25 protein-coding genes, 1 pseudogene and 1 other annotated feature are annotated in these 22,189 nt (G+C 52.3%); of the genes and pseudogenes, 17 read left to right on the forward strand and 9 right to left on the reverse strand.

Annotated features, from left to right (window positions below):
* Complete coding sequence (gene rnm / locus J4685_RS02430; protein WP_000500438.1) at positions 1–882, reverse strand: RNase RNM; 882 nt, start codon at positions 880–882, stop codon at positions 1–3.
* 121 nt (positions 883–1,003) lie between these two features.
* Here rnm and trpL point away from each other — a divergent pair, with 121 nt between their 5' ends.
* The 10 genes and pseudogenes from trpL (at position 1,004) to J4685_RS02485 (ending at position 10,404) form a co-directional block, all read left to right on the forward strand.
* The gene (gene trpL / locus J4685_RS02435; protein WP_010989026.1) at positions 1,004–1,048 is read left to right on the forward strand and encodes a trp operon leader peptide; all 45 of its coding nucleotides are present in this window, start codon (positions 1,004–1,006) and stop codon (positions 1,046–1,048) included.
* Positions 1,025–1,120: a sequence feature (Trp leader region), on the forward strand. (Overlaps the previous gene by 24 nt.)
* Positions 1,121–1,142: 22 nt before the next feature.
* Positions 1,143–2,705: an anthranilate synthase component 1 gene (locus J4685_RS02440; RefSeq protein ID WP_001194397.1), complete on the forward strand. Its 1,563-nt coding sequence runs from the start codon at positions 1,143–1,145 to the stop codon at positions 2,703–2,705.
* A pseudogene (gene trpD / locus J4685_RS22405) lies at positions 2,705–4,300 on the forward strand (bifunctional anthranilate synthase glutamate amidotransferase component TrpG/anthranilate phosphoribosyltransferase TrpD). The gene J4685_RS02440 and the pseudogene trpD overlap by 1 nt, the downstream one beginning before the upstream one ends.
* Before the next feature lie 3 nt (positions 4,301–4,303).
* On the forward strand, positions 4,304–5,662 hold the full coding sequence (gene trpCF / locus J4685_RS02455; protein ID WP_001195278.1) for a bifunctional indole-3-glycerol-phosphate synthase TrpC/phosphoribosylanthranilate isomerase TrpF: 1,359 nt from the start codon (positions 4,304–4,306) through the stop codon (positions 5,660–5,662).
* Positions 5,663–5,671: 9 nt separating this feature from the next.
* Entirely contained in the window at positions 5,672–6,865 is a 1,194-nt protein-coding gene (gene trpB / locus J4685_RS02460; RefSeq protein WP_000209485.1) for a tryptophan synthase subunit beta, read from the forward strand.
* On the forward strand, positions 6,865–7,671 hold the full coding sequence (gene trpA / locus J4685_RS02465; protein WP_000443035.1) for a tryptophan synthase subunit alpha: 807 nt from the start codon (positions 6,865–6,867) through the stop codon (positions 7,669–7,671). Before trpB ends, trpA begins: the two co-directional genes overlap by 1 nt.
* A 479-nt stretch (positions 7,672–8,150) precedes the next feature.
* The gene (locus J4685_RS02470) at positions 8,151–8,333 is read left to right on the forward strand and encodes a general stress protein (RefSeq protein ID WP_000807657.1); all 183 of its coding nucleotides are present in this window, start codon (positions 8,151–8,153) and stop codon (positions 8,331–8,333) included.
* An 89-nt stretch (positions 8,334–8,422) separates the two neighbouring features.
* Complete coding sequence (locus tag J4685_RS02475) at positions 8,423–8,926, forward strand: ferritin-like domain-containing protein (RefSeq protein WP_001022826.1); 504 nt, start codon at positions 8,423–8,425, stop codon at positions 8,924–8,926.
* 73 nt (positions 8,927–8,999) lie between these two features.
* Entirely contained in the window at positions 9,000–9,506 is a 507-nt protein-coding gene (locus J4685_RS02480; RefSeq protein WP_001109977.1) for a ferritin-like domain-containing protein, read from the forward strand.
* A gap of 19 nt (positions 9,507–9,525) precedes the next feature.
* Positions 9,526–10,404: a manganese catalase family protein gene (locus J4685_RS02485; RefSeq protein WP_000488347.1), complete on the forward strand. Its 879-nt coding sequence runs from the start codon at positions 9,526–9,528 to the stop codon at positions 10,402–10,404.
* Positions 10,405–10,485: 81 nt separating this feature from the next.
* On the opposite strand, the gene ompW is transcribed toward J4685_RS02485, so the two are convergent.
* Positions 10,486–11,124, reverse strand: coding sequence for an outer membrane protein OmpW (ompW, locus tag J4685_RS02490; RefSeq protein ID WP_000714795.1), 639 nt, complete (start codon positions 11,122–11,124; stop codon positions 10,486–10,488).
* A 337-nt stretch (positions 11,125–11,461) separates the two neighbouring features.
* On the opposite strand from ompW, the gene J4685_RS02495 reads away from it, so the two are divergent.
* From J4685_RS02495 to yciA, 4 genes are all read left to right on the forward strand, one after another.
* Positions 11,462–11,866: a YkgJ family cysteine cluster protein gene (locus tag J4685_RS02495; RefSeq protein ID WP_000114955.1), complete on the forward strand. Its 405-nt coding sequence runs from the start codon at positions 11,462–11,464 to the stop codon at positions 11,864–11,866.
* Between the two features lie 25 nt (positions 11,867–11,891).
* Positions 11,892–12,635, forward strand: coding sequence for a YciC family protein (locus tag J4685_RS02500; RefSeq protein ID WP_000028507.1), 744 nt, complete (start codon positions 11,892–11,894; stop codon positions 12,633–12,635).
* A gap of 56 nt (positions 12,636–12,691) precedes the next feature.
* Complete coding sequence (locus J4685_RS02505) at positions 12,692–13,231, forward strand: septation protein A (RefSeq protein WP_000808682.1); 540 nt, start codon at positions 12,692–12,694, stop codon at positions 13,229–13,231.
* Between the two features lie 160 nt (positions 13,232–13,391).
* On the forward strand, positions 13,392–13,793 hold the full coding sequence (yciA, locus tag J4685_RS02510) for an acyl-CoA thioester hydrolase YciA (protein WP_000210317.1): 402 nt from the start codon (positions 13,392–13,394) through the stop codon (positions 13,791–13,793).
* 58 nt (positions 13,794–13,851) lie between these two features.
* Here yciA and tonB read toward each other — a convergent pair whose 3' ends face one another.
* Positions 13,852–14,580, reverse strand: coding sequence for a TonB system transport protein TonB (gene tonB / locus J4685_RS02515; RefSeq protein WP_001525247.1), 729 nt, complete (start codon positions 14,578–14,580; stop codon positions 13,852–13,854).
* A 223-nt stretch (positions 14,581–14,803) separates the two neighbouring features.
* On the opposite strand from tonB, the gene J4685_RS02520 reads away from it, so the two are divergent.
* Positions 14,804–15,100: a YciI family protein gene (locus J4685_RS02520; protein WP_000967605.1), complete on the forward strand. Its 297-nt coding sequence runs from the start codon at positions 14,804–14,806 to the stop codon at positions 15,098–15,100.
* Positions 15,101–15,143: 43 nt separating this feature from the next.
* Here J4685_RS02520 and J4685_RS02525 read toward each other — a convergent pair whose 3' ends face one another.
* On the reverse strand, positions 15,144–15,317 hold the full coding sequence (locus J4685_RS02525; RefSeq protein ID WP_001531561.1) for a YciY family protein: 174 nt from the start codon (positions 15,315–15,317) through the stop codon (positions 15,144–15,146).
* A gap of 142 nt (positions 15,318–15,459) precedes the next feature.
* Between J4685_RS02525 and cls the strand changes: the two genes are divergently transcribed.
* Together cls and J4685_RS02535 are read left to right on the forward strand one after the other, a co-directional pair.
* Positions 15,460–16,920, forward strand: a complete 1,461-nt coding sequence (cls, locus tag J4685_RS02530) for a cardiolipin synthase (RefSeq protein ID WP_000206883.1) — start codon at positions 15,460–15,462, stop codon at positions 16,918–16,920.
* Between the two features lie 33 nt (positions 16,921–16,953).
* Complete coding sequence (locus J4685_RS02535) at positions 16,954–17,283, forward strand: HI1450 family dsDNA-mimic protein (protein ID WP_000425070.1); 330 nt, start codon at positions 16,954–16,956, stop codon at positions 17,281–17,283.
* Positions 17,284–17,330: 47 nt separating this feature from the next.
* Here J4685_RS02535 and J4685_RS02540 read toward each other — a convergent pair whose 3' ends face one another.
* The 5 genes from J4685_RS02540 to oppB are packed head-to-tail and all read right to left on the reverse strand — an operon-like array spanning position 17,331 to position 22,078.
* On the reverse strand, positions 17,331–18,167 hold the full coding sequence (locus tag J4685_RS02540) for an ion transporter (RefSeq protein ID WP_000059074.1): 837 nt from the start codon (positions 18,165–18,167) through the stop codon (positions 17,331–17,333).
* A gap of 47 nt (positions 18,168–18,214) precedes the next feature.
* Complete coding sequence (oppF, locus tag J4685_RS02545) at positions 18,215–19,219, reverse strand: murein tripeptide/oligopeptide ABC transporter ATP-binding protein OppF (RefSeq protein WP_000994695.1); 1,005 nt, start codon at positions 19,217–19,219, stop codon at positions 18,215–18,217.
* Positions 19,216–20,223: an ABC transporter ATP-binding protein gene (locus tag J4685_RS02550; RefSeq protein WP_000058858.1), complete on the reverse strand. Its 1,008-nt coding sequence runs from the start codon at positions 20,221–20,223 to the stop codon at positions 19,216–19,218. Before J4685_RS02550 ends, oppF begins: the two co-directional genes overlap by 4 nt.
* 11 nt (positions 20,224–20,234) lie before the next feature.
* The gene (gene oppC, locus J4685_RS02555; RefSeq protein ID WP_000979653.1) at positions 20,235–21,143 is read right to left on the reverse strand and encodes an oligopeptide ABC transporter permease OppC; all 909 of its coding nucleotides are present in this window, start codon (positions 21,141–21,143) and stop codon (positions 20,235–20,237) included.
* Positions 21,144–21,157: 14 nt separating this feature from the next.
* Positions 21,158–22,078, reverse strand: coding sequence for an oligopeptide ABC transporter permease OppB (gene oppB / locus J4685_RS02560; RefSeq protein ID WP_000911102.1), 921 nt, complete (start codon positions 22,076–22,078; stop codon positions 21,158–21,160).
* Between the last annotated feature and the right edge of the window lie 111 nt (positions 22,079–22,189).

The following is a 22,189-nucleotide window of genomic DNA, read 5'->3' on the forward strand; positions in this document are numbered from 1 at the left end:
TCACTGTGATATTTGCGGCTGTTCCCATGTCTGCCATACGCCTTCAACGCCAGCGGGCAGCCAGAGTTTACGCCCCAACTCAATCCACGGGCAGGGCTGATGGAAATCAGATCCAAGCGATGCCCATAAATGATGCTGACGCGCAAGCGTCGCCAGTTGGGTGCGTTCATTGGGCGATTGTTGGCACTGCGCCACTTCCATCGCGTCACCGTGATGGTCGGCAAAATGCGCCACTAATCTTTTCAGCCACTTAGCGCTAAGGTCGTAGCGTCCCGGGTGGGCCAACACCGCCTTACCGCCAGAATGATGAATGACTTCAATAGCTTGTTCTATTGTACACCACTGCGGCGGAACATATCCGGTTTTCCCACGCGCGAGATATTTTTTAAAAACATCCGCCATGGTCGCGGCTTTGCCGCACTCCACCAGAAAGCGGGCGAAGTGGCCGCGCGTCACCGCGCCGCCATTGGCCAGTCTCAATGCCCCTTCCCACGCGCCGGGAATATGAGCTTTTTCCAGACGCTCCGCAATGAGCCGACCACGCGCCTGACGCCGCTGTGTCTGCTGCGCCAGAAAATCGCGCATTGCCGGGTGCGCAATATCAATATTCAGACCCACAATGTGAATCTCATGATTCTCCCAGACCGTTGAAATCTCCACGCCGGGAATAAGATTCAGGGCCAGCCCGCAACGTGAAATTTCTTCTCTTGCCGCAGGAATCGCGGCTGTGGTGTCATGATCGGTAATCGCCAGCGTGCCGACTCGCATCTCTACCGCACGGTGTACTAATGTTTCTGGCGTCAACAGTCCATCGGACGCCGTGGTATGACTGTGCAGATCGTAAATCACTGCGTAATTCGTGTCGCTCAAGGCGGCTCCCATAGAGATAAAGGTATGTCATGTACATCATAACGGTTCCGGCAAATATACTGAAATAGGTGTTGACATTACTCCATCGAACTAGTTAATTAGTACAAAAGTTCACATGAAGAGGGTATCTAAAATGGCAGCGACATTTGCATTACACGGTTGGTGGCGCACTTCCTGATAGCGGGCGGTGTATGAACAGCTGTAATCAGCCAAACGATACCCGGCCCGCCTGTTAAGCGGGCTTTTTTTTGAACAAAATAATGAGAATAACCATGCAAACACCAAAACCCACGCTCGAACTATTGACCTGCGATGTCGCCTACCGGGAAAACCCAACGGCGCTTTTTCATCAGGTCTGCGGCGATCGCCCGGCAACGCTGCTGCTGGAATCCGCGGATATCGACAGTAAAGACGATTTAAAAAGCCTGCTGCTGGTAGATAGCGCGCTGCGCATTACCGCTTTAGGTGACACTGTCACTATTCAGGCGTTATCTGATAATGGCGCCTCGTTATTGCCGCTACTGGATACCGCCCTGCCCGCTGGCGTGGAGAACGAAGTCCTGCCTGCCGGTCGCGTTCTACGCTTCCCGCCCGTCAGCCCATTATTAGATGAAGACGCCCGTTTATGCTCTCTGTCGGTATTTGATGCGTTCCGCCTGTTACAGGGGGTGGTGAACATACCGACGCAAGAGCGGGAGGCTATGTTTTTCGGCGGTCTGTTTGCCTACGACCTGGTCGCTGGCTTTGAAGCGCTGCCACACCTTGAGGCTGGCAATAACTGCCCGGACTACTGCTTTTATTTAGCGGAAACGCTGATGGTGATAGATCATCAGAAAAAAAGCCCCCGTATTCAGGCCAGTCTGTTCACCGCAAGCGACCGGGAAAAACAGCGTCTGAACTCCCGACTGGCTTACCTTAGCCAACAGTTAACCCAGCCTGCGCCGCCGTTGCCGGTGACGCCGGTGCCGGACATGCGCTGTGAATGCAATCAGAGCGATGACGCGTTCGGCGCGGTGGTACGCCAGTTGCAAAAAGCCATCCGCGCGGGCGAGATATTTCAGGTGGTGCCGTCGCGCCGCTTTTCATTGCCCTGCCCGTCGCCGTTGGCTGCCTACTACGTGCTGAAAAAGAGCAATCCCAGCCCGTATATGTTCTTTATGCAGGATAATGATTTCACGCTTTTCGGCGCGTCGCCGGAAAGCTCGCTGAAATATGACGCCGCCAGCCGTCAGATTGAGATTTATCCCATCGCGGGTACCCGTCCACGCGGTCGCCGCGCCGATGGTACGCTGGACAGAGATCTCGACAGCCGTATTGAGCTGGATATGCGTACCGACCATAAAGAGCTTTCCGAACATCTGATGCTGGTCGATCTGGCGCGCAATGACCTGGCGCGCATCTGTACGCCGGGCAGTCGCTACGTTGCCGATCTGACAAAAGTTGACCGCTATTCGTACGTGATGCATCTGGTTTCCCGGGTGGTGGGCGAACTGCGTCACGATCTCGACGCGCTGCACGCCTATCGCGCCTGCATGAACATGGGCACCCTGAGCGGCGCGCCGAAAGTACGCGCCATGCAGTTGATTGCCGATGCGGAAGGACAGCGCCGCGGCAGCTATGGCGGCGCGGTCGGTTACTTCACCGCCCACGGCGATCTGGACACCTGTATTGTTATCCGCTCCGCGCTGGTGGAGAACGGTATCGCCACCGTACAGGCGGGCGCCGGAATTGTGCTGGACTCTGTTCCGCAGTCTGAAGCCGATGAAACCCGTAATAAAGCGCGCGCCGTATTGCGTGCTATCGCCACCGCGCATCATGCACAGGAGACCTTCTGATGGCTGATATTCTGCTGCTCGATAACATCGACTCGTTTACCTGGAACCTGGCAGATCAGCTACGGACCAACGGTCATAACGTGGTGATTTACCGTAACCATATTCCGGCGCAGACGCTTATCGATCGCCTGGCGACAATGGAAAATCCGGTGCTAATGCTCTCCCCCGGTCCGGGCGTTCCCAGCGAGGCAGGCTGTATGCCGGAGCTGCTGACCCGACTACGCGGCAAGTTGCCGATCATCGGCATTTGTCTGGGGCATCAGGCGATTGTCGAAGCTTACGGCGGTTATGTCGGTCAGGCGGGAGAAATCCTGCATGGCAAAGCCTCCAGCATTGAGCATGACGGTCAGGCGATGTTCGCCGGGCTGGCGAATCCGCTACCGGTCGCGCGTTATCATTCGCTGGTCGGCAGTAATGTTCCTGCCGGGCTAACCATTAACGCCCATTTCAACGGCATGGTGATGGCGGTACGTCATGATGCGGATCGCGTTTGCGGTTTTCAATTTCATCCTGAGTCCATCCTGACGACACAGGGCGCGCGTCTACTGGAGCAAACATTAGCCTAGGCGCAGCAAAAGCTGGAACCGACCAACACCCTACAGCCAATTCTGGAGAAACTCTATCAGGCGCAAACTCTGACGCAACAAGAGAGCCATCAGTTGTTTTCGGCGGTCGTCCGCGGCGAACTTAAGCCTGAACAGCTCGCCGCCGCGCTGGTGAGCATGAAAATTCGCGGCGAGCATCCCAATGAAATTGCCGGCGCCGCCACTGCGTTGCTGGAAAATGCCGCCCCGTTCCCGCGCCCGGAGTATCTGTTTGCGGATATCGTTGGTACCGGCGGCGATGGCAGTAACAGTATCAATATTTCTACCGCCAGCGCCTTTGTCGCAGCGGCCTGTGGACTGAAAGTGGCGAAACACGGCAACCGTAGCGTGTCCAGCAAATCGGGGTCATCCGATCTGCTGGCGGCGTTCGGTATTAATCTGGATATGAACGCCGATAAATCACGTCAGGCGTTAGATGAACTGGGCGTCTGTTTCCTGTTCGCGCCGAAATATCACACCGGATTCCGTCACGCGATGCCGGTTCGCCAACAGTTAAAAACGCGAACCCTGTTCAACGTACTCGGCCCGCTGATCAACCCGGCGCATCCGCCGCTGGCGTTGATTGGCGTCTATAGCCCGGAACTGGTGCTGCCGATTGCGGAAACCTTACGGGTATTAGGCTATCAGCGCGCGGCGGTGGTACATAGCGGCGGCATGGATGAGGTTTCGCTCCATGCGCCGACGATTGTCGCGGAGCTACATGATGGCGAAATTAAAAGCTATCAACTGACGGCGGAGGATTTTGGCCTGACGCCTTACCATCAGGATCAGTTGGCTGGCGGCACGCCGGAAGAAAACCGTGACATTCTGACGCGGTTATTACAAGGTAAAGGCGATGCCGCGCATGAGGCCGCCGTCGCCGCCAACGTGGCGATGCTGATGCGCCTGCATGGTCAGGAAGATCTCAAGGCCAACGCGCAAACCGTGCTTGATGTTCTGCGCAACGGCACCGCATATGACAGAGTCACCGCACTGGCGGCAAGAGGGTAAATAATGCAAACCGTTTTAGCGAAAATCGTCGCAGACAAGGCGATTTGGGTAGAAGCCCGCAAACAGCAACAGCCGCTGGCCAGCTTTCAAAATGAGATCCAGCCAAGTACACGCCATTTTTATGATGCGCTCCAGGGCGCGCGTACCGCCTTTATTCTGGAGTGTAAGAAAGCATCGCCATCAAAAGGCGTGATTCGCGATGATTTCGATCCGGCGCGTATTGCCAATATTTATCAACATTACGCCTCGGCAATCTCGGTGCTCACCGACGAAAAATATTTTCAGGGTAGCTTCGATTTTCTGCCGATCGTTAGCCAAAGCGCGCCGCAGCCGATTCTGTGTAAGGATTTTATTATCGATCCCTATCAGATCTACCTTGCCCGTTACTATCAGGCCGATGCCTGTTTACTGATGCTCTCGGTTCTGGATGACGAACAGTATCGCCAGCTCTCCGCCGTCGCGCACAGTCTGAAAATGGGCGTGCTCACGGAGGTCAGTAATGACGAAGAACGGGAGCGCGCGATAGCGTTAGGCGCAAAAGTGGTAGGTATCAACAATCGCGATCTGCGCGATCTGTCGATTGATTTGAATCGCACCCGCCAGCTGGCGCCAAAACTGGGCCACGGCGTGACTGTCATCAGCGAGTCCGGGATTAACACCTATGGTCAGGTACGCGAACTGAGCCACTTCGCCAACGGTTTTTTAATTGGCTCGGCGTTAATGGCGCATGACGATCTTAACGCCGCCGTCCGTCGCGTGCTGCTTGGCGAGAATAAAGTCTGCGGCCTAACCCGCGCCCAGGACGCCAAAGCTGCCTGTGACGCTGGCGCAATATATGGCGGGTTGATTTTTGTGCCCTCATCTCCGCGCGCGGTTAGCGTTGAGCAGGCGCGAGAAGTGATAAGCGGCGCGCCATTGCAGTATGTCGGCGTTTTCCAGAACGCTGATATCGCCGATGTTTGCCAGAAAGCCGCCGTCCTGGCGCTTTCTGCCGTACAGCTACATGGCAGCGAAGACCAGGCGTATGTCAACGCGCTGCGCGAGGCGTTGCCCAAACAGGTGCAAATCTGGAAGGCGCTGAGCGTTAGCGATGCCCTTCCCGCACGCGATTATCACCATGTCGATAAATACATTTTCGACAATGGGCAAGGCGGCAGCGGGCAGCGCTTCGACTGGTCACTGCTACAGGGGCAACCGCTGGATAATGTGTTACTGGCGGGCGGGCTGGCGGCCGATAACTGCGTCCAGGCGGCGCAAGTCGGCTGTGCCGGTCTCGATTTTAATTCAGGTGTGGAGTCACAGCCGGGCATCAAAGATGCTCGTCTTCTGGCCTCGGTTTTTCAGACACTGCGCGCATATTAAGGAAAAAACATGACAACACTTCTCAACCCCTACTTTGGTGAATTCGGCGGCATGTATGTGCCGCAGATCCTGATGCCTGCGCTGAACCAGCTTGAAGAGGCCTTCGTCAGCGCGCAAAAAGATCCTGAATTTCAGGCGCAATTCGCCGATCTGCTAAAAAACTACGCGGGACGCCCCACCGCGCTGACGAAATGCCAGAACATTACCGCCGGTACGCGTACCACGTTGTATTTAAAGCGCGAAGATTTACTGCACGGCGGCGCGCACAAAACCAATCAGGTACTGGGTCAGGCGCTGCTGGCCAAACGGATGGGTAAAAGCGAGATTATCGCTGAAACCGGCGCCGGTCAGCACGGCGTCGCCTCTGCGCTCGCCAGCGCCCTGCTGGGTCTGAAATGCCGTATCTATATGGGCGCCAAAGACGTTGAGCGCCAGTCGCCGAACGTCTTCCGTATGCGTCTGATGGGCGCTGAGGTCATCCCGGTTCATAGCGGCTCCGCTACGCTAAAAGATGCCTGTAACGAGGCGCTGCGCGACTGGTCCGGTAGTTATGAAACCGCGCACTATATGCTCGGCACGGCGGCAGGACCGCATCCCTATCCCACCATCGTTCGCGAGTTCCAGCGCATGATTGGCGAAGAGACGAAAGCGCAAATCCTCGACAAAGAGGGCCGTCTGCCAGATGCCGTTATCGCTTGCGTCGGTGGCGGCTCAAACGCTATCGGGATGTTTGCCGATTTTATTAATGATACCAGCGTCGGGCTAATAGGCGTTGAACCTGGCGGTCACGGTATTGAAACCGGCGAGCATGGCGCGCCGCTTAAACATGGTCGCGTTGGCATCTATTTCGGGATGAAAGCGCCGATGATGCAAACAGCAGACGGGCAAATTGAAGAGTCCTATTCCATTTCCGCCGGGCTCGATTTCCCGTCCGTTGGGCCGCAACATGCGTACCTGAACAGCATCGGACGCGCGGATTATGTCTCCATTACCGATGATGAGGCGCTGGAAGCCTTCAAAACGTTGTGCCGCCATGAGGGAATTATCCCGGCGCTGGAGTCCTCCCACGCGTTGGCGCACGCTCTGAAAATGATGCGCGAGCAGCCGGAAAAAGAGCAACTGCTGGTGGTCAATCTCTCTGGCCGCGGAGATAAAGACATCTTTACCGTACACGATATCCTGAAAGCGCGAGGGGAAATCTGATGGAACGCTACGAAAATTTATTTGCCCAACTCAACGATCGCCGGGAAGGCGCTTTTGTCCCCTTCGTGACCCTGGGCGACCCTGGCATTGAGCAGTCACTGAAAATTATCGACACACTGATTGACGCTGGCGCCAACGCTCTGGAACTGGGGGTTCCCTTCTCCGATCCGCTGGCCGATGGCCCCACCATCCAGAATGCGAACTTACGCGCCTTCGCCGCTGGCGTCACGCCGGCTCAGTGTTTTGAAATGCTGGCGCTGATTCGTGAAAAACACCCAACCATTCCGATTGGCCTGCTAATGTACGCGAATCTGGTGTTCAATAACGGCATAGATGCGTTCTATGCCCGCTGTGAACAGGTTGGCGTAGATTCCGTGCTGGTCGCAGATGTCCCGGTTGAAGAATCGGCCCCCTTCCGCCAGGCGGCGTTACGGCATAATATCGCGCCGATCTTCATCTGCCCGCCAAATGCGGATGACGATCTTCTGCGCCAGGTCGCATCTTACGGCCGCGGTTACACCTACCTGCTTTCGCGTTCGGGCGTCACCGGCGCGGAAAACCGTGGCGCATTGCCGTTGCATCATCTCATTGAGAAGCTTAAAGAGTACCATGCCGCGCCTGCGTTACAGGGCTTCGGTATCTCCTCGCCGGAACAGGTGTCTGCGGCCGTGCGTGCCGGGGCGGCTGGCGCTATCTCCGGCTCAGCCATTGTCAAGATTATCGAGAAAAACCTCGCGTCTCCCGAACAGATGTTGGCGGAGCTCAGGTCCTTTGTCTCAGCCATGAAAGCCGCCAGCCGCGCATAACGGGTTAAGCCGTCAGCATAACGCTGGCGGCTTAATGAGAGGTTGGCGCCGAACCAGAATCACGATTCAGACGTAGATCATCAATCTTTTTGGTGTTATTCCCTGTCCAGCTTTCAAAAAGTCTGAAGTCAATTTTTGCTAAGAAAACTCCTAATCACGCCGAAAAATTTAGCGTTTTCACGTCAATTTTCCCCGCCTTTATGTAAAGAAATGTCAACAAACAATGCATTAACGTTTCTATGGCCGCAGATAGTGACGTTTGTTATTAATAACAATGCAAAGCATTTTCTGTTAAATCGCTTATTCTAAAAGAAAATATAGAATATATTATCTCTAAACCATTTTTTGTGCGTTATTTACGCGGTAAATCACAACTATTTCCGTTAATTTGACTAATCGGTTTAACCAACTAATTTTAATAGGGTGTCGACACGGTTAAAACCGATTTTTTCAGCAAGCAACGAGACAGGAGAAATAATATGGCCGAACATCGTGGTGGTTCAGGAAATTTCGCCGAGAATCGTGAAAAAGCATCTGAAGCGGGCCGCAAAGGCGGTCAGCATAGCGGTGGGAATTTCAAAAACGATCCGCAACGAGCTTCTGAAGCCGGTAAAAAAGGTGGTCAGAATAGTCACGGCGGACGTAAATCCGATAATTCCTGATTTACTGTAATGTAAATATAACACATGCTTTTATCAAGCAATCTGCGAGTCTTCTGGCTCGCAGTATTTTGCCCAGGAGAATTAGATTTATGAATATTAAAACCGTTGAAGACCTTTTTATTCATCTACTTTCAGATACCTATAGTGCAGAAAAACAATTAACCAAGGCTCTTTCTAAACTAGCCAGAGCCACGTCCAATGAAAAATTAAGCCAGGCCTTTCAATCTCATCTTGAAGAAACCCAGGGTCAGATTGAACGTATTGATCAGATCGTCGAATCTGAATCTGGCATTAAACTGAAAAGAATGAAATGCGTCGCTATGGAAGGGCTGATCGAAGAAGCCAATGAAGTCATCGAAAGTACGGAGAAAAACGAAGTACGCGATGCAGCGCTTATCGCCGCGGCGCAAAAAGTCGAGCATTACGAAATCGCTAGCTACGGCACGCTAGCCACCCTGGCCGAGCAGCTCGGCTATAGCAAGGCATTAAAACTGCTCAAAGAAACCCTCGACGAGGAAAAACAAACTGATTTAAAACTTACCGATTTAGCAGTCAGCAATGTTAATAAAAGTGCTGAACGCAAATCGAAATAATATTTTTAATTATCAGCTTGCATGATTCCGATTTTATTATCGGAGCAGATTATCACGCATTGAGGAATGTAAAATGAATTATACTGAACATTATCATGACTGGCTTCGTGACGCCCATGCCATGGAAAAACAGGCAGAATCGATGCTTGAATCTATGGCCAGCCGTATTGAAAATTATCCTGATATAAAAGCCAGAATTGAACAACATATTAGTGAAACCAAACATCAAATTACCATGCTCGAAGAAGTATTGGACCGTAATGGCATTTCTCGTTCGGTGTTGAAAGACTCCATGAGTAAAATGGCAGCAATGGGGCAATCTATCGGTGGCATGTTCCCTTCCGATGAAATTGTCAAAGGCTCAATTAGCGGTTATGTTTTCGAGCAGTTCGAAATTGCTTGTTATACCTCCCTGCTGGCGGCGGCAAAAAAAGCTGGCGACACTGCCTCAATTCCAACGATTGAAGCCATTCTGAAAGAAGAAATGCAAATGGCTGACTGGCTTATCAAACATATTCCGCAGACAACGGAACAATTTTTACTGCGATCTGAAGCAGATGGCGTTGAAGCCAAAAAATAAATAATAAGCAGGAGGCAATATGTTTCGACACGTAAAACAACTTCAATATACTGTGCGAGTGAGCGAACCTAATCCTGGATTAGCGAACCTGCTGCTGGAACAGTTTGGCGGCCCGCAGGGCGAACTGGCGGCCGCCTGCCGCTACTTCACGCAAGGTTTAAGCGATGATGATGCCGGTCGTAGAGAGATGTTAATGGACATCGCCACCGAGGAGCTGAGTCATCTGGAAATTATCGGCTCACTGGTAGGAATGCTTAATAAAGGCGCTAAAGGCGAGCTGGCGGAAGGTACCGAAAACGAAGCGGAACTTTATCGCTCGCTGACGCAGAATGGCAATGACAGCCATATCACCTCTCTGTTGTATGGCGGCGGCCCTGCGTTAACAAACTCCGGCGGCGTACCGTGGACCGCGGCTTATATTGATACTATCGGCGAAGTTACAGCCGATCTACGCTCAAACATCGCGGCAGAGGCGCGAGCGAAGATTATTTATGAACGCCTGATTAATCTGACCGATGATCCCGGCGTAAAAGACACGCTCAGTTTCTTAATGACCCGTGAAGTCGCACACCAGCTCTCTTTTGAAAAGGCGCTGTATTCGATTCGTAACAACTTCCCGCCGGGTAAATTACCGCCGGTAGAACAGTATACCGACGTGTACTACAACATGTCGCAAGGCGACGATCCGCGAGGTAGCTGGAATAGTGATGAGAACTTCAACTATGTCGCAGAACCGATGCCTGCTGCTGATGGCGGCGATGGCCTGGCGACAGTGAAATTGCCGCGCGAGCAGTTGGCGCTGCTCAAAGCGATGGCAGAAAGAACGAAATCGGACCCCACTGTTGATCCTCTCACTGGCGCAGAACTAGGCTGCGGCGAACCGAAAGAAGACAAGTGAGTTCCGACAAGTAAAATCCGTGTGTCATGTCCTTTTTTGACCCCGCCTGGCGGGGTCTTTTTTCGTCACAACATCACGCGATTAGAAACGATAGCCTGCCGAGAACATAAATACCCATGGGTCCAGACGCACGCTGTCATGCTGCTGCACGCCGCCCATTTTATAATTGGCGGTAGTATCAATATCCATGTACCAGACAGAGGCGCCAATTAACCAGTCGCGGTTAATCAGGTAATCTACCCCAACTTGCCCTGCCGCGCCCCAGGAATCCTTAAAGCTCAGATCCGACAGCCCGGTCTTTTTACCATTATCGTTAAAGTCGTTATCGAAGAAGGTGGTGTAGTTCACCCCCACGCCGACATAAGGACGCACTTTGCTGCTGGAATCGCCGAAGTACCACTGCGCCATTAACGTTGGAGGTAACAGGTGGACCGTGGCGATATCGCCCGTCGCGCCCGTACCCACCTTATGGCGGAACGGCGTAGCCGCCAGCAATTCAACCCCGATATTGTCCGTCGCCATGTAAATGAATGTCAGGCCGAGTTGCGTGTTATTACTCACATCAAACCCGTTTAAATGCCCCAGCGTACCACCCGCCCCTTCTGTAGGTCTGACGGTTGCCGGACCTGCACGCATAAAGAATTCTCCGGCTTCGTGCGCGAACGCGCTGCCTGAGAGAAGAGTTGTTAACGCCAGTGCCGCCACTGTAAATTTTTTCATACCCGCTCCATCGTTATGGTTATAAAAGCGTGATGAATATACCCACAATGAAGTAATAAGTGATCTAACACAGATCACATTTGTTCTTATAATTTAACATTTATTGATCCAGATTAATTTAGAACTTGTATTGAAAATCCTGGTTATAGGAATTCAGATCAATTTTGACATATTCACGCTATGCAAATATTTGTCTGCTCCTGTTGCCCTGGCGATAAAGGCTGGCTAAGGTAATCAATGTCCCGCAATGGCGCGTGGCGTTAAGATTCGCGAACACTGCGGGACAGATTAATTTCCGTTGTAATCTATTGATACGTGAGTTTTTTGCAGGTGAATCATGAGCGTTCTTAACCCATGCATGACATGCGGTGCCTGTTGTGCCTATTTTCGTGTCTCCTTTTATTGGGCTGAAGGCGACGATGCCAGCGGACGCGTTCCGGCATCATTAACCGAGCCTGTTACTCCTTTTTTACGTTGTATGGCCGGTACCAACCAAAAACAGCCGCACTGTAAAGCGCTAATTGGCACGCCGGGTGAAAACGTCAGTTGCGCTATTTATGAAAACCGCCCTTCAACCTGTCGCGAATTTTCGATATCGGGCGAAGGAGGCGAAGTGAATGAGGCGTGCAATCGCGCCCGCGCGCGATACGGATTACCGCCGCTTTACAAAGATATGCTTTTCCATACAACTGCTGATGCTGCCACTGTAGAGTTATCCAGGGTACAATTGCCCGCAAATTAACACCTGCAAAACTCAAGGAGAGTGCATGTCTATCACGGCGAAGTCCGTTTACCGTGACGCCGGAAATTTTTTCCGAAATCAATTTATTACTATCTTGCTGGTTTCGTTGCTGTGCGCATTTATCACGGTGGTCTTAGGTCATGCCTTTTCACCCAGCGATGCGCAAATCGCGCAACTCAGTGAAGGAGAACATCTGGCAGGCAGCGCTGGCCTGTTTGAGCTGGTACAAAATATGACGCCAGAGCAGCAGCAGATCCTGTTGCGCGCCTCTGCCGCCTCGACGTTTTCCGGGCTTATCGGCAACGCTATTCTGGCCGGCGGTATCATCCTGATGATTCAGTTAGTTTCAGCGGGACATCGGGTTAGCGCGCTGCGCGCTATCGGCGCCAGCGCCCCTGCATTGCCTAAACTGTTTATTCTCATTTTTCTGACTACCCTGTTAGTGCAAATCGGTATAATGCTGATTGTCGTTCCGGGGATTATTATGGCCATTGTGCTGGCGCTTGCGCCAGTGATGTTGGTTGAAGAGAAAATGGGCGTGTTTGCCGCAATGCGCAGCAGTATGCGTTTAGCCTGGGCTAACATGAGACTGGTCGCGCCCGCGGTGATAGGCTGGTTACTGGCTAAAACATTGCTATTGCTGTTCGCGCCCAGCTTCGCTGTACTGACCCCAAATGTAGGCGCTGTACTGGCGAATACGTTGAGCAATCTGATTTCCGCAGTATTGCTTATCTACTTATTCCGCCTGTATATGTTGATTCGCCAATAATCCGCAATGCGCCGTTACGCGGCGCATTCGACGCTCGTTGATGATGGAATCGAAGAATGAAGCAGTTTCTGGATTTTTTACCGCTGGTTGTCTTTTTTGCGTTTTATAAACTTTATGACATCTATGCGGCGACCTCCGCACTGATTGTCGCGACGGCAATCGTGCTGATTTATAGCTGGGTGCGCTATCGGAAAATAGAGAAGATGGCGCTGATTACCTTTGTTCTGGTTGCCGTCTTCGGCGGTCTGACGCTCTTCTTCCATAACGATGAATTTATTAAATGGAAGGTGACGGTTATTTATGCGCTGTTCGCCGGCGCGCTGTTAATAAGCCAGTGGGTGATGAAAAAACCGTTAATCCAACGTATGTTAGGTAAAGAACTGGCGTTGCCGCAGCAGGTCTGGTCAAAGCTGAACCTGGCGTGGGCGCTGTTTTTTATTGCGTGCGGTCTGGCTAACATTTATATCGCCTTCTGGTTGCCGCAAAATATCTGGGTCAACTTTAAGGTCTTCGGACTCACGGCGCTGACGCTCATTTTTACCCTGCTGAGCGGCGTCTATATCTACCGGCATCTGCCACAGGAAGATAAATCATAACCCTCCCGTGACTTATCATCGCCAGACTGCGAACGCCTGGCGATATTTTCTTCGCCTTTACGCCCTGCGCTTTCCCGTCAGTACCTTTATTCCCACTATTCTCCACACAAAATTCATAGTAGCATCGCGGCTGTAATTTTTTCTGATAGTCGGTTTTACAATGACAACAATGGATAATACTCCTCAGGGCGAGCTGGTTTTACGTACATTGGCCATGCCTGCCGATACCAATGCGAACGGCGATATTTTTGGCGGCTGGCTGATGTCGCAAATGGATATTGGCGGCGCGATACTGGCCAAAGAGATCGCGCACGGTCGGGTTGTAACCGTACGCGTGGAAGGAATGACATTTCTGCGCCCCGTCGCGGTTGGCGATGTCGTATGCTGCTACGCGCGCTGCGTTAAACGCGGTACGACGTCTATTAGCATCAATATTGAAGTCTGGGTGAAAAAAGTCGCATCAGAACCGATTGGACAGCGCTACAAGGCCACCGAGGCGCTGTTTATTTATGTTGCCGTCGATCCAGACGGTAAACCCCGCCCGCTCCCGGTTCAGGGTTAAGTATTCCCGCTTACGCCGCCAGCAGGTGATGGTATATTCCTACTGGCGGCGCCAGAGATTACTCAATCTGCGCCGTACCGTTCAGACGGAAGATAATATTGACCACCAGCCCGGAACCCGGCTTGCCTGCTTCATAGCGCCATTTGCGCATCGCATTCTTAACTTCACGCTCAAACATATTGGCTGGCTGCGCGGACAGAATCTGTACATTTTCCACTCGCCCAGCAGAGGTCACATCAAACTTCACCTTTACGCGGCCTTCAATACGTAACGCCTGTGCTCGCGCCGGATACTGCGGCTGGTTACGGCTCAGAGCGCGAGGTCCAGTGGGTACGCTCACCGCCGGCTTGCTGGTCGCCGAGGCGGTGCTGCTTGTTGGCCGCGCCGGGGCGCTATTTTCAAACGGTGAGGCAGGACGAGGCGCAGCCGGTTTGACTTCGCGCTTCGGCTGCTCTTCAACCTTTTTCACCGGTTCCGGTTTCGGTTTTGGCTTGGGTTTTGGCTTAGGTTTGGGTTTCTCAATCACCACGGGCGCTTCTTTAGGCGGTTCAGGGATCGGCTCTGGCTCCGGTTCGGGTTCAACCACCGGCTCCGGCGGCGGCTGAACCGCCTGGGGCGGCTCCAGGTCAGCGGGTGAAACCATTGTCACCGTGATAGGCTGCGCTGGCGCAGGCAATTCAATAACCTGATGTACCGAGGTATAGAGCAAACCTGCCACTACAGCACCATGAATGCCTACGGAAAGGAGTGTCGGCCAGGGAAAGCGACGAGGTAAATCAAGGGTCATTGAAGTCATAATCGTTTCAGTTGAAAAACCAGAGCTGAATTTTAAATGCAAATAGCAATCATATTCAATAATGCATTGCCGATAGCGGCATTTAAAAGATGATATTGCACAAAAACACCACACAAAATGTGCATGTTTAACAAAGTCGGTATCTTTACATTGCAGTTAAATGCCCTTTCCAATAACGTAATCAGCAACTTTTACCGATTAAGGAGCTCTACCCGTGCTGTATGTTATTTACGCTCAGGATAATGCCAACTCGCTTGAAAAACGCCTCTCGGTACGGCCCGCGCATCTGGCGCGCCTGCAACTTCTGCATGATGAAGGGCGATTATTAACTGCCGGGCCGATGCCCGCAGTGGACAGTAACGATCCTGGGGTAGCCGGATTTACCGGGTCAACGGTGATTGCTGAATTTGAATCTTTAGAAGCAGCGCAATCCTGGGCTGATGCGGATCCCTACGTCGCAGCGGGCGTCTATGCGCAGGTTTCGGTCAAACCGTATAAGAAGATCTTTTGAAAAGGATGGCCTGTTGGGCACCGCATACGGTGCCCTTTCTGGCTCACACACCGTGAATCGCAAAGAGTAATGAATTACGCTGACGATTAAAGATGCATTTCCTGATAGTATGGATACGCATATTACGGCGTGATTGCCCTTCAAGCCAACGCGCTTTACGGCGGCTCGCCTGACGTAGCATTCGCCAGCGCCCCACTTCCGTTCTACTACGCTTCATGTTTACGACTCTCACTGTAACAGAAGCGCCATTATACCCCCTCGCCGGATGCAGACCAGCGCTTTTCCCGTGTTTTTATTTGCCATGTGAATCCTGACGCGTAAACTCTTAACAACACGCTTTCTAAAGGATTTTTAAAGTTATGACAACCTTCTACACCGTGGTGAGTTGGCTGGTCATTTTGGGATACTGGGTTCTCATTGCCGGCGTCACATTACGTATTCTAATGAAACGGCGCGCAGTTCCCTCCGCAATGGCCTGGTTGTTAATCATCTATATCCTTCCGCTGGTCGGGATCATCGCCTATTTGTCCGTGGGCGAATTGCATTTAGGCAAACGTCGCGCCGAGCGTGCCCGCGCCATGTGGCCGTCTACCGCCAAATGGTTGAATGACCTCAAAGCCTGCAAACACATTTTCGCGCAAGAAAACAGTAGCGTCGCATCGTCCTTGTTTAAGCTGTGCGAACGACGTCAGGGGATTGCGGGCGTGAAAGGCAACCAGTTGCAATTGCTTACCGACTCCGATGATGTCATGCAGGCGCTTATTCGCGATATCCAACTGGCGCGGCATAATATCGAAATGGTATTTTACATCTGGCAGCCAGGCGGCATGGCGGATCAGGTCGCTGAATCGTTAATGGCCGCCGCCCGCCGCGACATCCACTGCCGGCTTATGCTGGATTCCGCGGGTAGCGTCGCTTTCTTCCGCAGCCCCTGGGCGGCCATGATGCGTAACGCTGGTATTGAAGTCGTAGAGGCGTTGAAGGTGAATCTGATGCGCGTCTTTTTACGCCGTATGGATCTTCGCCAGCACCGTAAAATGGTGATGATTGACAATTACATCGCCTATACCGGCAGTATGAATATGGTGGACCCGCGTTTTTTCAAACAGGATGCCGGCGTTGGGCAATGGGTCGATTTGATGGCGCGGATGGAGGGCCCCGTGGCGACAGCAATGGGGATTGTTTACTCCTGCGATTGGGAAATCGAGACGGGTAAACGTATTCTGCCTCCCCCGCCGGATGTGAATATTATGCCGTTTGAGCAGGCCAGCGGGCATACCATTCATACCATTGCTTCCGGTCCTGGTTTTCCGGAAGATCTCATTCACCAGGCACTATTAACCGCCACCTATGCTGCGCGCGAATATTTAATTATGACCACTCCATATTTCGTCCCCAGCGACGATCTGCTGCACGCCATTTGTACCGCTGCGCAGCGCGGCGTGGATGTCAGTATTATCCTGCCCCGTAAAAACGATTCACTGCTCGTCGGCTGGGCCAGTCGCGCCTTTTTTAGTGAGTTACTGGCGGCGGGCGTGAAAATCTATCAGTTCGAAGGCGGGCTGTTACATACTAAAAGCGTGCTGGTCGATGGCGAACTGAGCCTGGTCGGTACCGTGAATCTCGACATGCGTAGCCTGTGGCTTAATTTCGAGATTACGCTGGTCATTGATGATACGGGTTTCGGCGCCGATCTGGCTGCGGTACAGGACGATTATATTTCGCGCTCCCGCCTGTTAGATGCGCGTTTGTGGGTAAAACGTCCGTTATGGCAGCGTATTACCGAGCGATTGTTTTACTTCTTTAGTCCATTGCTGTAAAACGTGACCAACATGAGTAAACAGGTAGTCACTATGGAAATGGATCTGAACAATCGCCTGACTGAAGACGAAACGCTTGAGCAGGCTTACGATATTTTTCTTGAGCTGGCGGCGGATAATCTTGATCCGGCTGATATCATTCTGTTCAATTTGCAATTCGAAGAGCGCGGCGGCGCGGAGTTGTTCGATCCCGCTGAAGACTGGCAAGAGCACGTCGATTTTGACCTGAATCCAGACTTTTTTGCCGAGGTGGTGATTGGCCTGGCGGATACCGAAGACGGCGAAATTAACGACATTTTCGCCCGCGTTCTGCTGTGCCGGGAAAAGGACCACAAGCTGTGCCATATTCTCTGGCGCGAATAAGCGGTTCAGGCCGGATGGCGTCTGATTGCGCCCTCCGGCAAGCCTGTTTAATCCGGTAGCTTACTGCCGCATCGGTTACAATATTGCGCGCTATGTTCATGCTGGCTTTGCTGGCACTGCGGACATTTTCGCTGCCAGTGACGTTTTTGAAACGCGCTGCTCATGTGCGTGGTAATCAGTCCTGTAGGAATCGCAATCACCGAATAACCAATCAAAATAAGCACCGACGCGACAATACGTCCCAGCGGCGTATGCGGCGTAATATCACCGTACCCCACGGTTGTGACTGTCACTATCGCCCAATACACCGAGGCATTAAGCGTCGTGAAGCCATATTTCGGTCCTTCAATAAGATACATCAAGGCACCAAAAATAATCATCACGATCGCAATAAATGAATAGAACAGAATAAGCTGATGACGCGCGCTAATAATGGCGCTCCAGAATACGCGCAGGGATGGCATAAAGCGTAGCAGTTTAAGGATACGCAGCACGCGAATCGCTCGCATAGCGCGCCAGGCAAACATATAGTTCAGGCTAATTTCCGGCCACAGCCACATGACGTACAGCGGCAAAATCGTCACCAGATCAATAAATCCCCAGAAACTAAAAACGTATTTTGCCGGTTCGGGCCAGCTAAACAGTCTGAGCAAGTATTCACCGGTAAATATCAGGGTAACGCAGAGCTCCAGCCAGACAAAAATATGCCATTCATCAAATGTCAGGTGATATTCCGTTCCTACGCCTGATTCAACAAAAATGACCAGTACGCTAAGCAGCGCAAACAGCGCGCATAACCCTTCAAAACGGCGACCTGAGCGCGTAGTCAAATCGAACAGATTATGATAAAGACGACGGCGAACCGACGACAAAGAAAGTGACACGGTAACCTCACCTAAAAGAAGGGCTGACGAATTGTCAGCCCTTGCGATTATAACGGGTCTACTTTAAGGCAGGAAACGGCATGGCGAAAACTCCCTTCCAGCACCGGTCGCGTTTGCGCGCATTCTGGCCCGGCTATCGGACAGCGTGTACGGAACACGCAGCCGGAAGGCGGGTTAATGGGCGAAGGTAATTCACCCTCCAGCAATTGTATCTTCTTATTTCGCTCCAGATCGGGATCGGGAATCGGTACCGCCAACATCAGCGCTTTGGTATAAGGATGCAGTGGATTATGGTACACCTCATCATAGGTGCCCAATTCTACCGCATGACCGAGATACATCACCAGGACACGATCGGATATGTGCTTTACGACCGCCAGATCGTGCGCAATAAAAATCAACGACAGCCCCATCTCTCGCTGTAACTGCTGGAGCAAATTCACCACCTGCGCCTGAATAGAAACGTCCAGCGCCGACACCGGCTCATCGCAAATAATAAGCTTAGGTTCCAGGATCAACGCCCGGGCGATACCGATGCGCTGGCACTGCCCCCCGGAAAACTCATGGGGATAACGGTTGATGAGATTCGGCAGCAGCCCCACTTTCAGCATCATGGCTTTCACGCGGTCACGCACGTCCTGGCGCGAAAGTTTAGGATGATAAGTGCGCAGCGGTTCAGCGATAATTTCGCCAATCGTCATTCGCGGGTTGAGTGACGCCAGCGGGTCCTGGAAAATCATCTGGATATCGCTGCGCACCTCGCGCCACTCATCCGCTTTCATGCCCAACAGATCTTTTCCCAGCCAGGCGACTTTACCGTCTGTCGCCTTCACCAGACCAATAATGGCGCGCGCAAACGTCGACTTGCCGCAGCCGGATTCCCCCACCACGCCAAGCGTTTCGCCTTCATACAGGCGTAGCGTAACGCCGTCCACCGCTTTCAGGGTTTTCGGCGGTTGCCAGAACCACTGCTTCCCTTCTTTGATATCAAAATGTACTTTTAGATCGGCGATTTCGAGGAGAACTTTACGTTGTTCAATCACAGCATTCATAGCAGTTCCTCCACCGGTTTAAAACAGGCGCGCAAGCGACCAGGACTGAACGCTTCAAGTGGCGGCGCATTATTGCAGATCTCCATCGCATGAGGACAACGCGGCTGGAACGGACAACCTTTAGGCAAACGCAATAAATTGGGAGGATTGCCCGGAATCGTCAGCATTTCCGCCCCCTCGCTATCCAGACGCGGCACCGCATTAAGCAAGCCTATCGAATACGGATGAACGGGCTGATAAAAGACATCGCGCGCCTTACCGTATTCCATGGTACGCCCGGCATACATTACCAGGACCTTATCGCAAATACCCGCGACCACGCCCAGATCGTGGGTAATCATGATAATGGCGGTATTAAATTCGCGCTTTAGCTCATTAAGCAAGGTCATAATCTGCGCCTGCACGGTAACATCAAGCGCGGTGGTAGGCTCATCGGCAATAAGCAGTTTCGGCCTGCACAACAGCGCCATCGCAATCATCACACGTTGACGCATTCCGCCGGAAAATTCGTGCGGGTACATGTTCATCCGTTTGCGCGCTTCCGGCATTTTTACGGCATCCAGCATTCTGACGGACTCTTCAAAAGCTTCCGCTTTGCTCATTCCTTTATGCAGCATCAGGACTTCCATTAACTGCTCCCCAACGCGCATATAAGGATTTAGCGAGGTCATCGGGTCCTGAAAAATCATCGAAATCTGTTCTGCGCGCAGCGTATTCAGTTCGCGCTCAGGTAGATTAAGAATTTCACGTCCGTTAAAGGTCGCGGAACCGCCGATTCGACCATTCGTCGCCAGCAGTCCCATTAATGCGAACGCCGTTTGCGATTTCCCCGATCCAGACTCGCCAACAATACCTAACGTTTCTCCAGCGCGAAGCGTAAAGTTCAGATCGTTGACCGCCGTCACATCGCCATCAGGCGTAGCGAACGTAACACGAAGATCGTTTACCTCCAGCAGTACATTCGCCGGTTGCGGCGCCTGAGTTGCGGTTTCTGATAAGCTCATGGCTGTACTCCTTAACGATCTTTTGGGTCGAGGGCATCACGCAGGCCATCGCCAATAAAGTTAAAACAGAATAACGTCACCACGAGAAAGCCAGCCGGAAACAACAGCAGCCACGGTGAGACTTCCATTGAATTTGCGCCATCGCTCAACAACGCTCCCCAACTGCTTAACGGTTCCTGCGTCCCAAGCCCCAGGAAACTGAGGAAAGACTCAAACAGAATCATGCTGGGCACCAGCAACGATGCATACACTACCACTACGCCCAGGACGTTAGGCACAATATGGCGGATCACAATGCTGGCGGTCGACACACCACCCACCTGCGCGGCTTCGATGAACTCTTTACGTTTAAGACTTAGGGTTTGGCCACGCACGATACGCGCCATATCAAGCCAGGAGACCATGCCGATGGCGACGAAAATCAACAGAATGTTCTGCCCAAAAAACGTCACCAGCAAAATCACAAAGAACATAAACGGGAACGAGTTGAGGATCTCCAACAAACGCATCATCACAGAATCAATTTTGCCGCCCAGATACCCGGACAGCGAGCCATACAGCGTTCCGACAATGACCGCCACCAGCGCGGCGGCAATCCCGACCATCAATGAGATACGCCCGCCGATGGCAACGCGCACCAACAGATCGCGCCCGGAAGAGTCAGTGCCGAAATAGTGGCCGGACGCCATATCCGGCGCGCTGGACATCATGCCCCAGTCGGTATCGAAATAGGTAAATTGCGACAGCATAGGCGCTACTGTCACGAATAGGGCTATCAGAAACAGGACAATAAGACTGGCCACCGCCGCACGGTTATGCATAAAGCGCCGACGGGCATCTTGCCAAAGGCTGCGACCTTCCACCTCCAGCTTTTCACTGAAATTTTCCAGCGTCTCGCTGTTTTTCTTACTTAACATCATCGCGAGCTCCAGTATCAATAGCGAATTTTCGGGTCGATAACGGCATAGAGCACATCGACAATGGCGTTAAACAATATGGTCAGCGCCCCGACTAAAATGGTCAAACTTAACACCAGCGAGTAATCGCGGTTGAGCGCGCCATTAACGAAAAGCTGCCCAATGCCCGGTAAGCCATAAATCGTTTCAATCACCATTGAGCCGGTAATAATGCCGACAAAGGCTGGCCCCATATAGGATAAAACCGGCAGCAGCGCAGGTTTTAACGCATGGCGGAAGATGATTCTGCGCATCGGTAATCCTTTTGCCCGCGCGGTACGAATAAAGTTCGAATGCAGAACTTCAATCATTGAGCCGCGCGTAATACGAGCGATGCTGGCAATATAGGCCAGTGAAAGCGCGACCATCGGCAGGATCATAAATTTTAACGCCCCGCCGTTCCAGCCGCCGCCAGGCAGCCATTGCAAGGTTATTGCAAAGACCATCACCAGTAGCGGCGCTACCACAAAACTGGGGATAACGACGCCGGTCATGGCAAATCCCATCACCGTATAATCCCATCGCGTATTTTGCTTTAGCGCGGCAATCACGCCAGCGCTGACACCAATAATGACCGCCAGCAAAAAAGCGGCGGCGCCAAGTTTCGCCGAAACGGGGAAGCTGGCGGCAACCAGATCGTTGACCGTGTAATCTTTATATTTAAACGATGGTCCAAAATCGCCATGCGCCAGCTGCTTCAGGTAGCTGAAGTACTGCGTCATGATGGGATCGTTCAGATGATATTTTGCTTCAATATTGGCCAGCACTTCCGACGGCAATGCGCGCTCGCCGGTAAAAGGACTCCCCGGCGCGAGGCGCATCATAAAGAAAGAGATGGTAATAAGAATAAACAGCGTCGGAATCGCTTCCAGACAGCGGCGTAAAATAAATTTCAACATTGCCCGTACCTTCTGGCCTGTGCCTTTACTTCCCGGACGTGACAAAAGATCCGCCAGGGAAAGTTATAGTGCGATGAAAAAAGACACCATGGGACAACCGCAGTTGTCCCA

Source organism: Salmonella sp. 32100201201700099SM (assembly GCF_017572645.1).
In the GTDB taxonomy this organism is placed as follows: Bacteria; Pseudomonadota; Gammaproteobacteria; order Enterobacterales; family Enterobacteriaceae; genus Salmonella; species Salmonella enterica.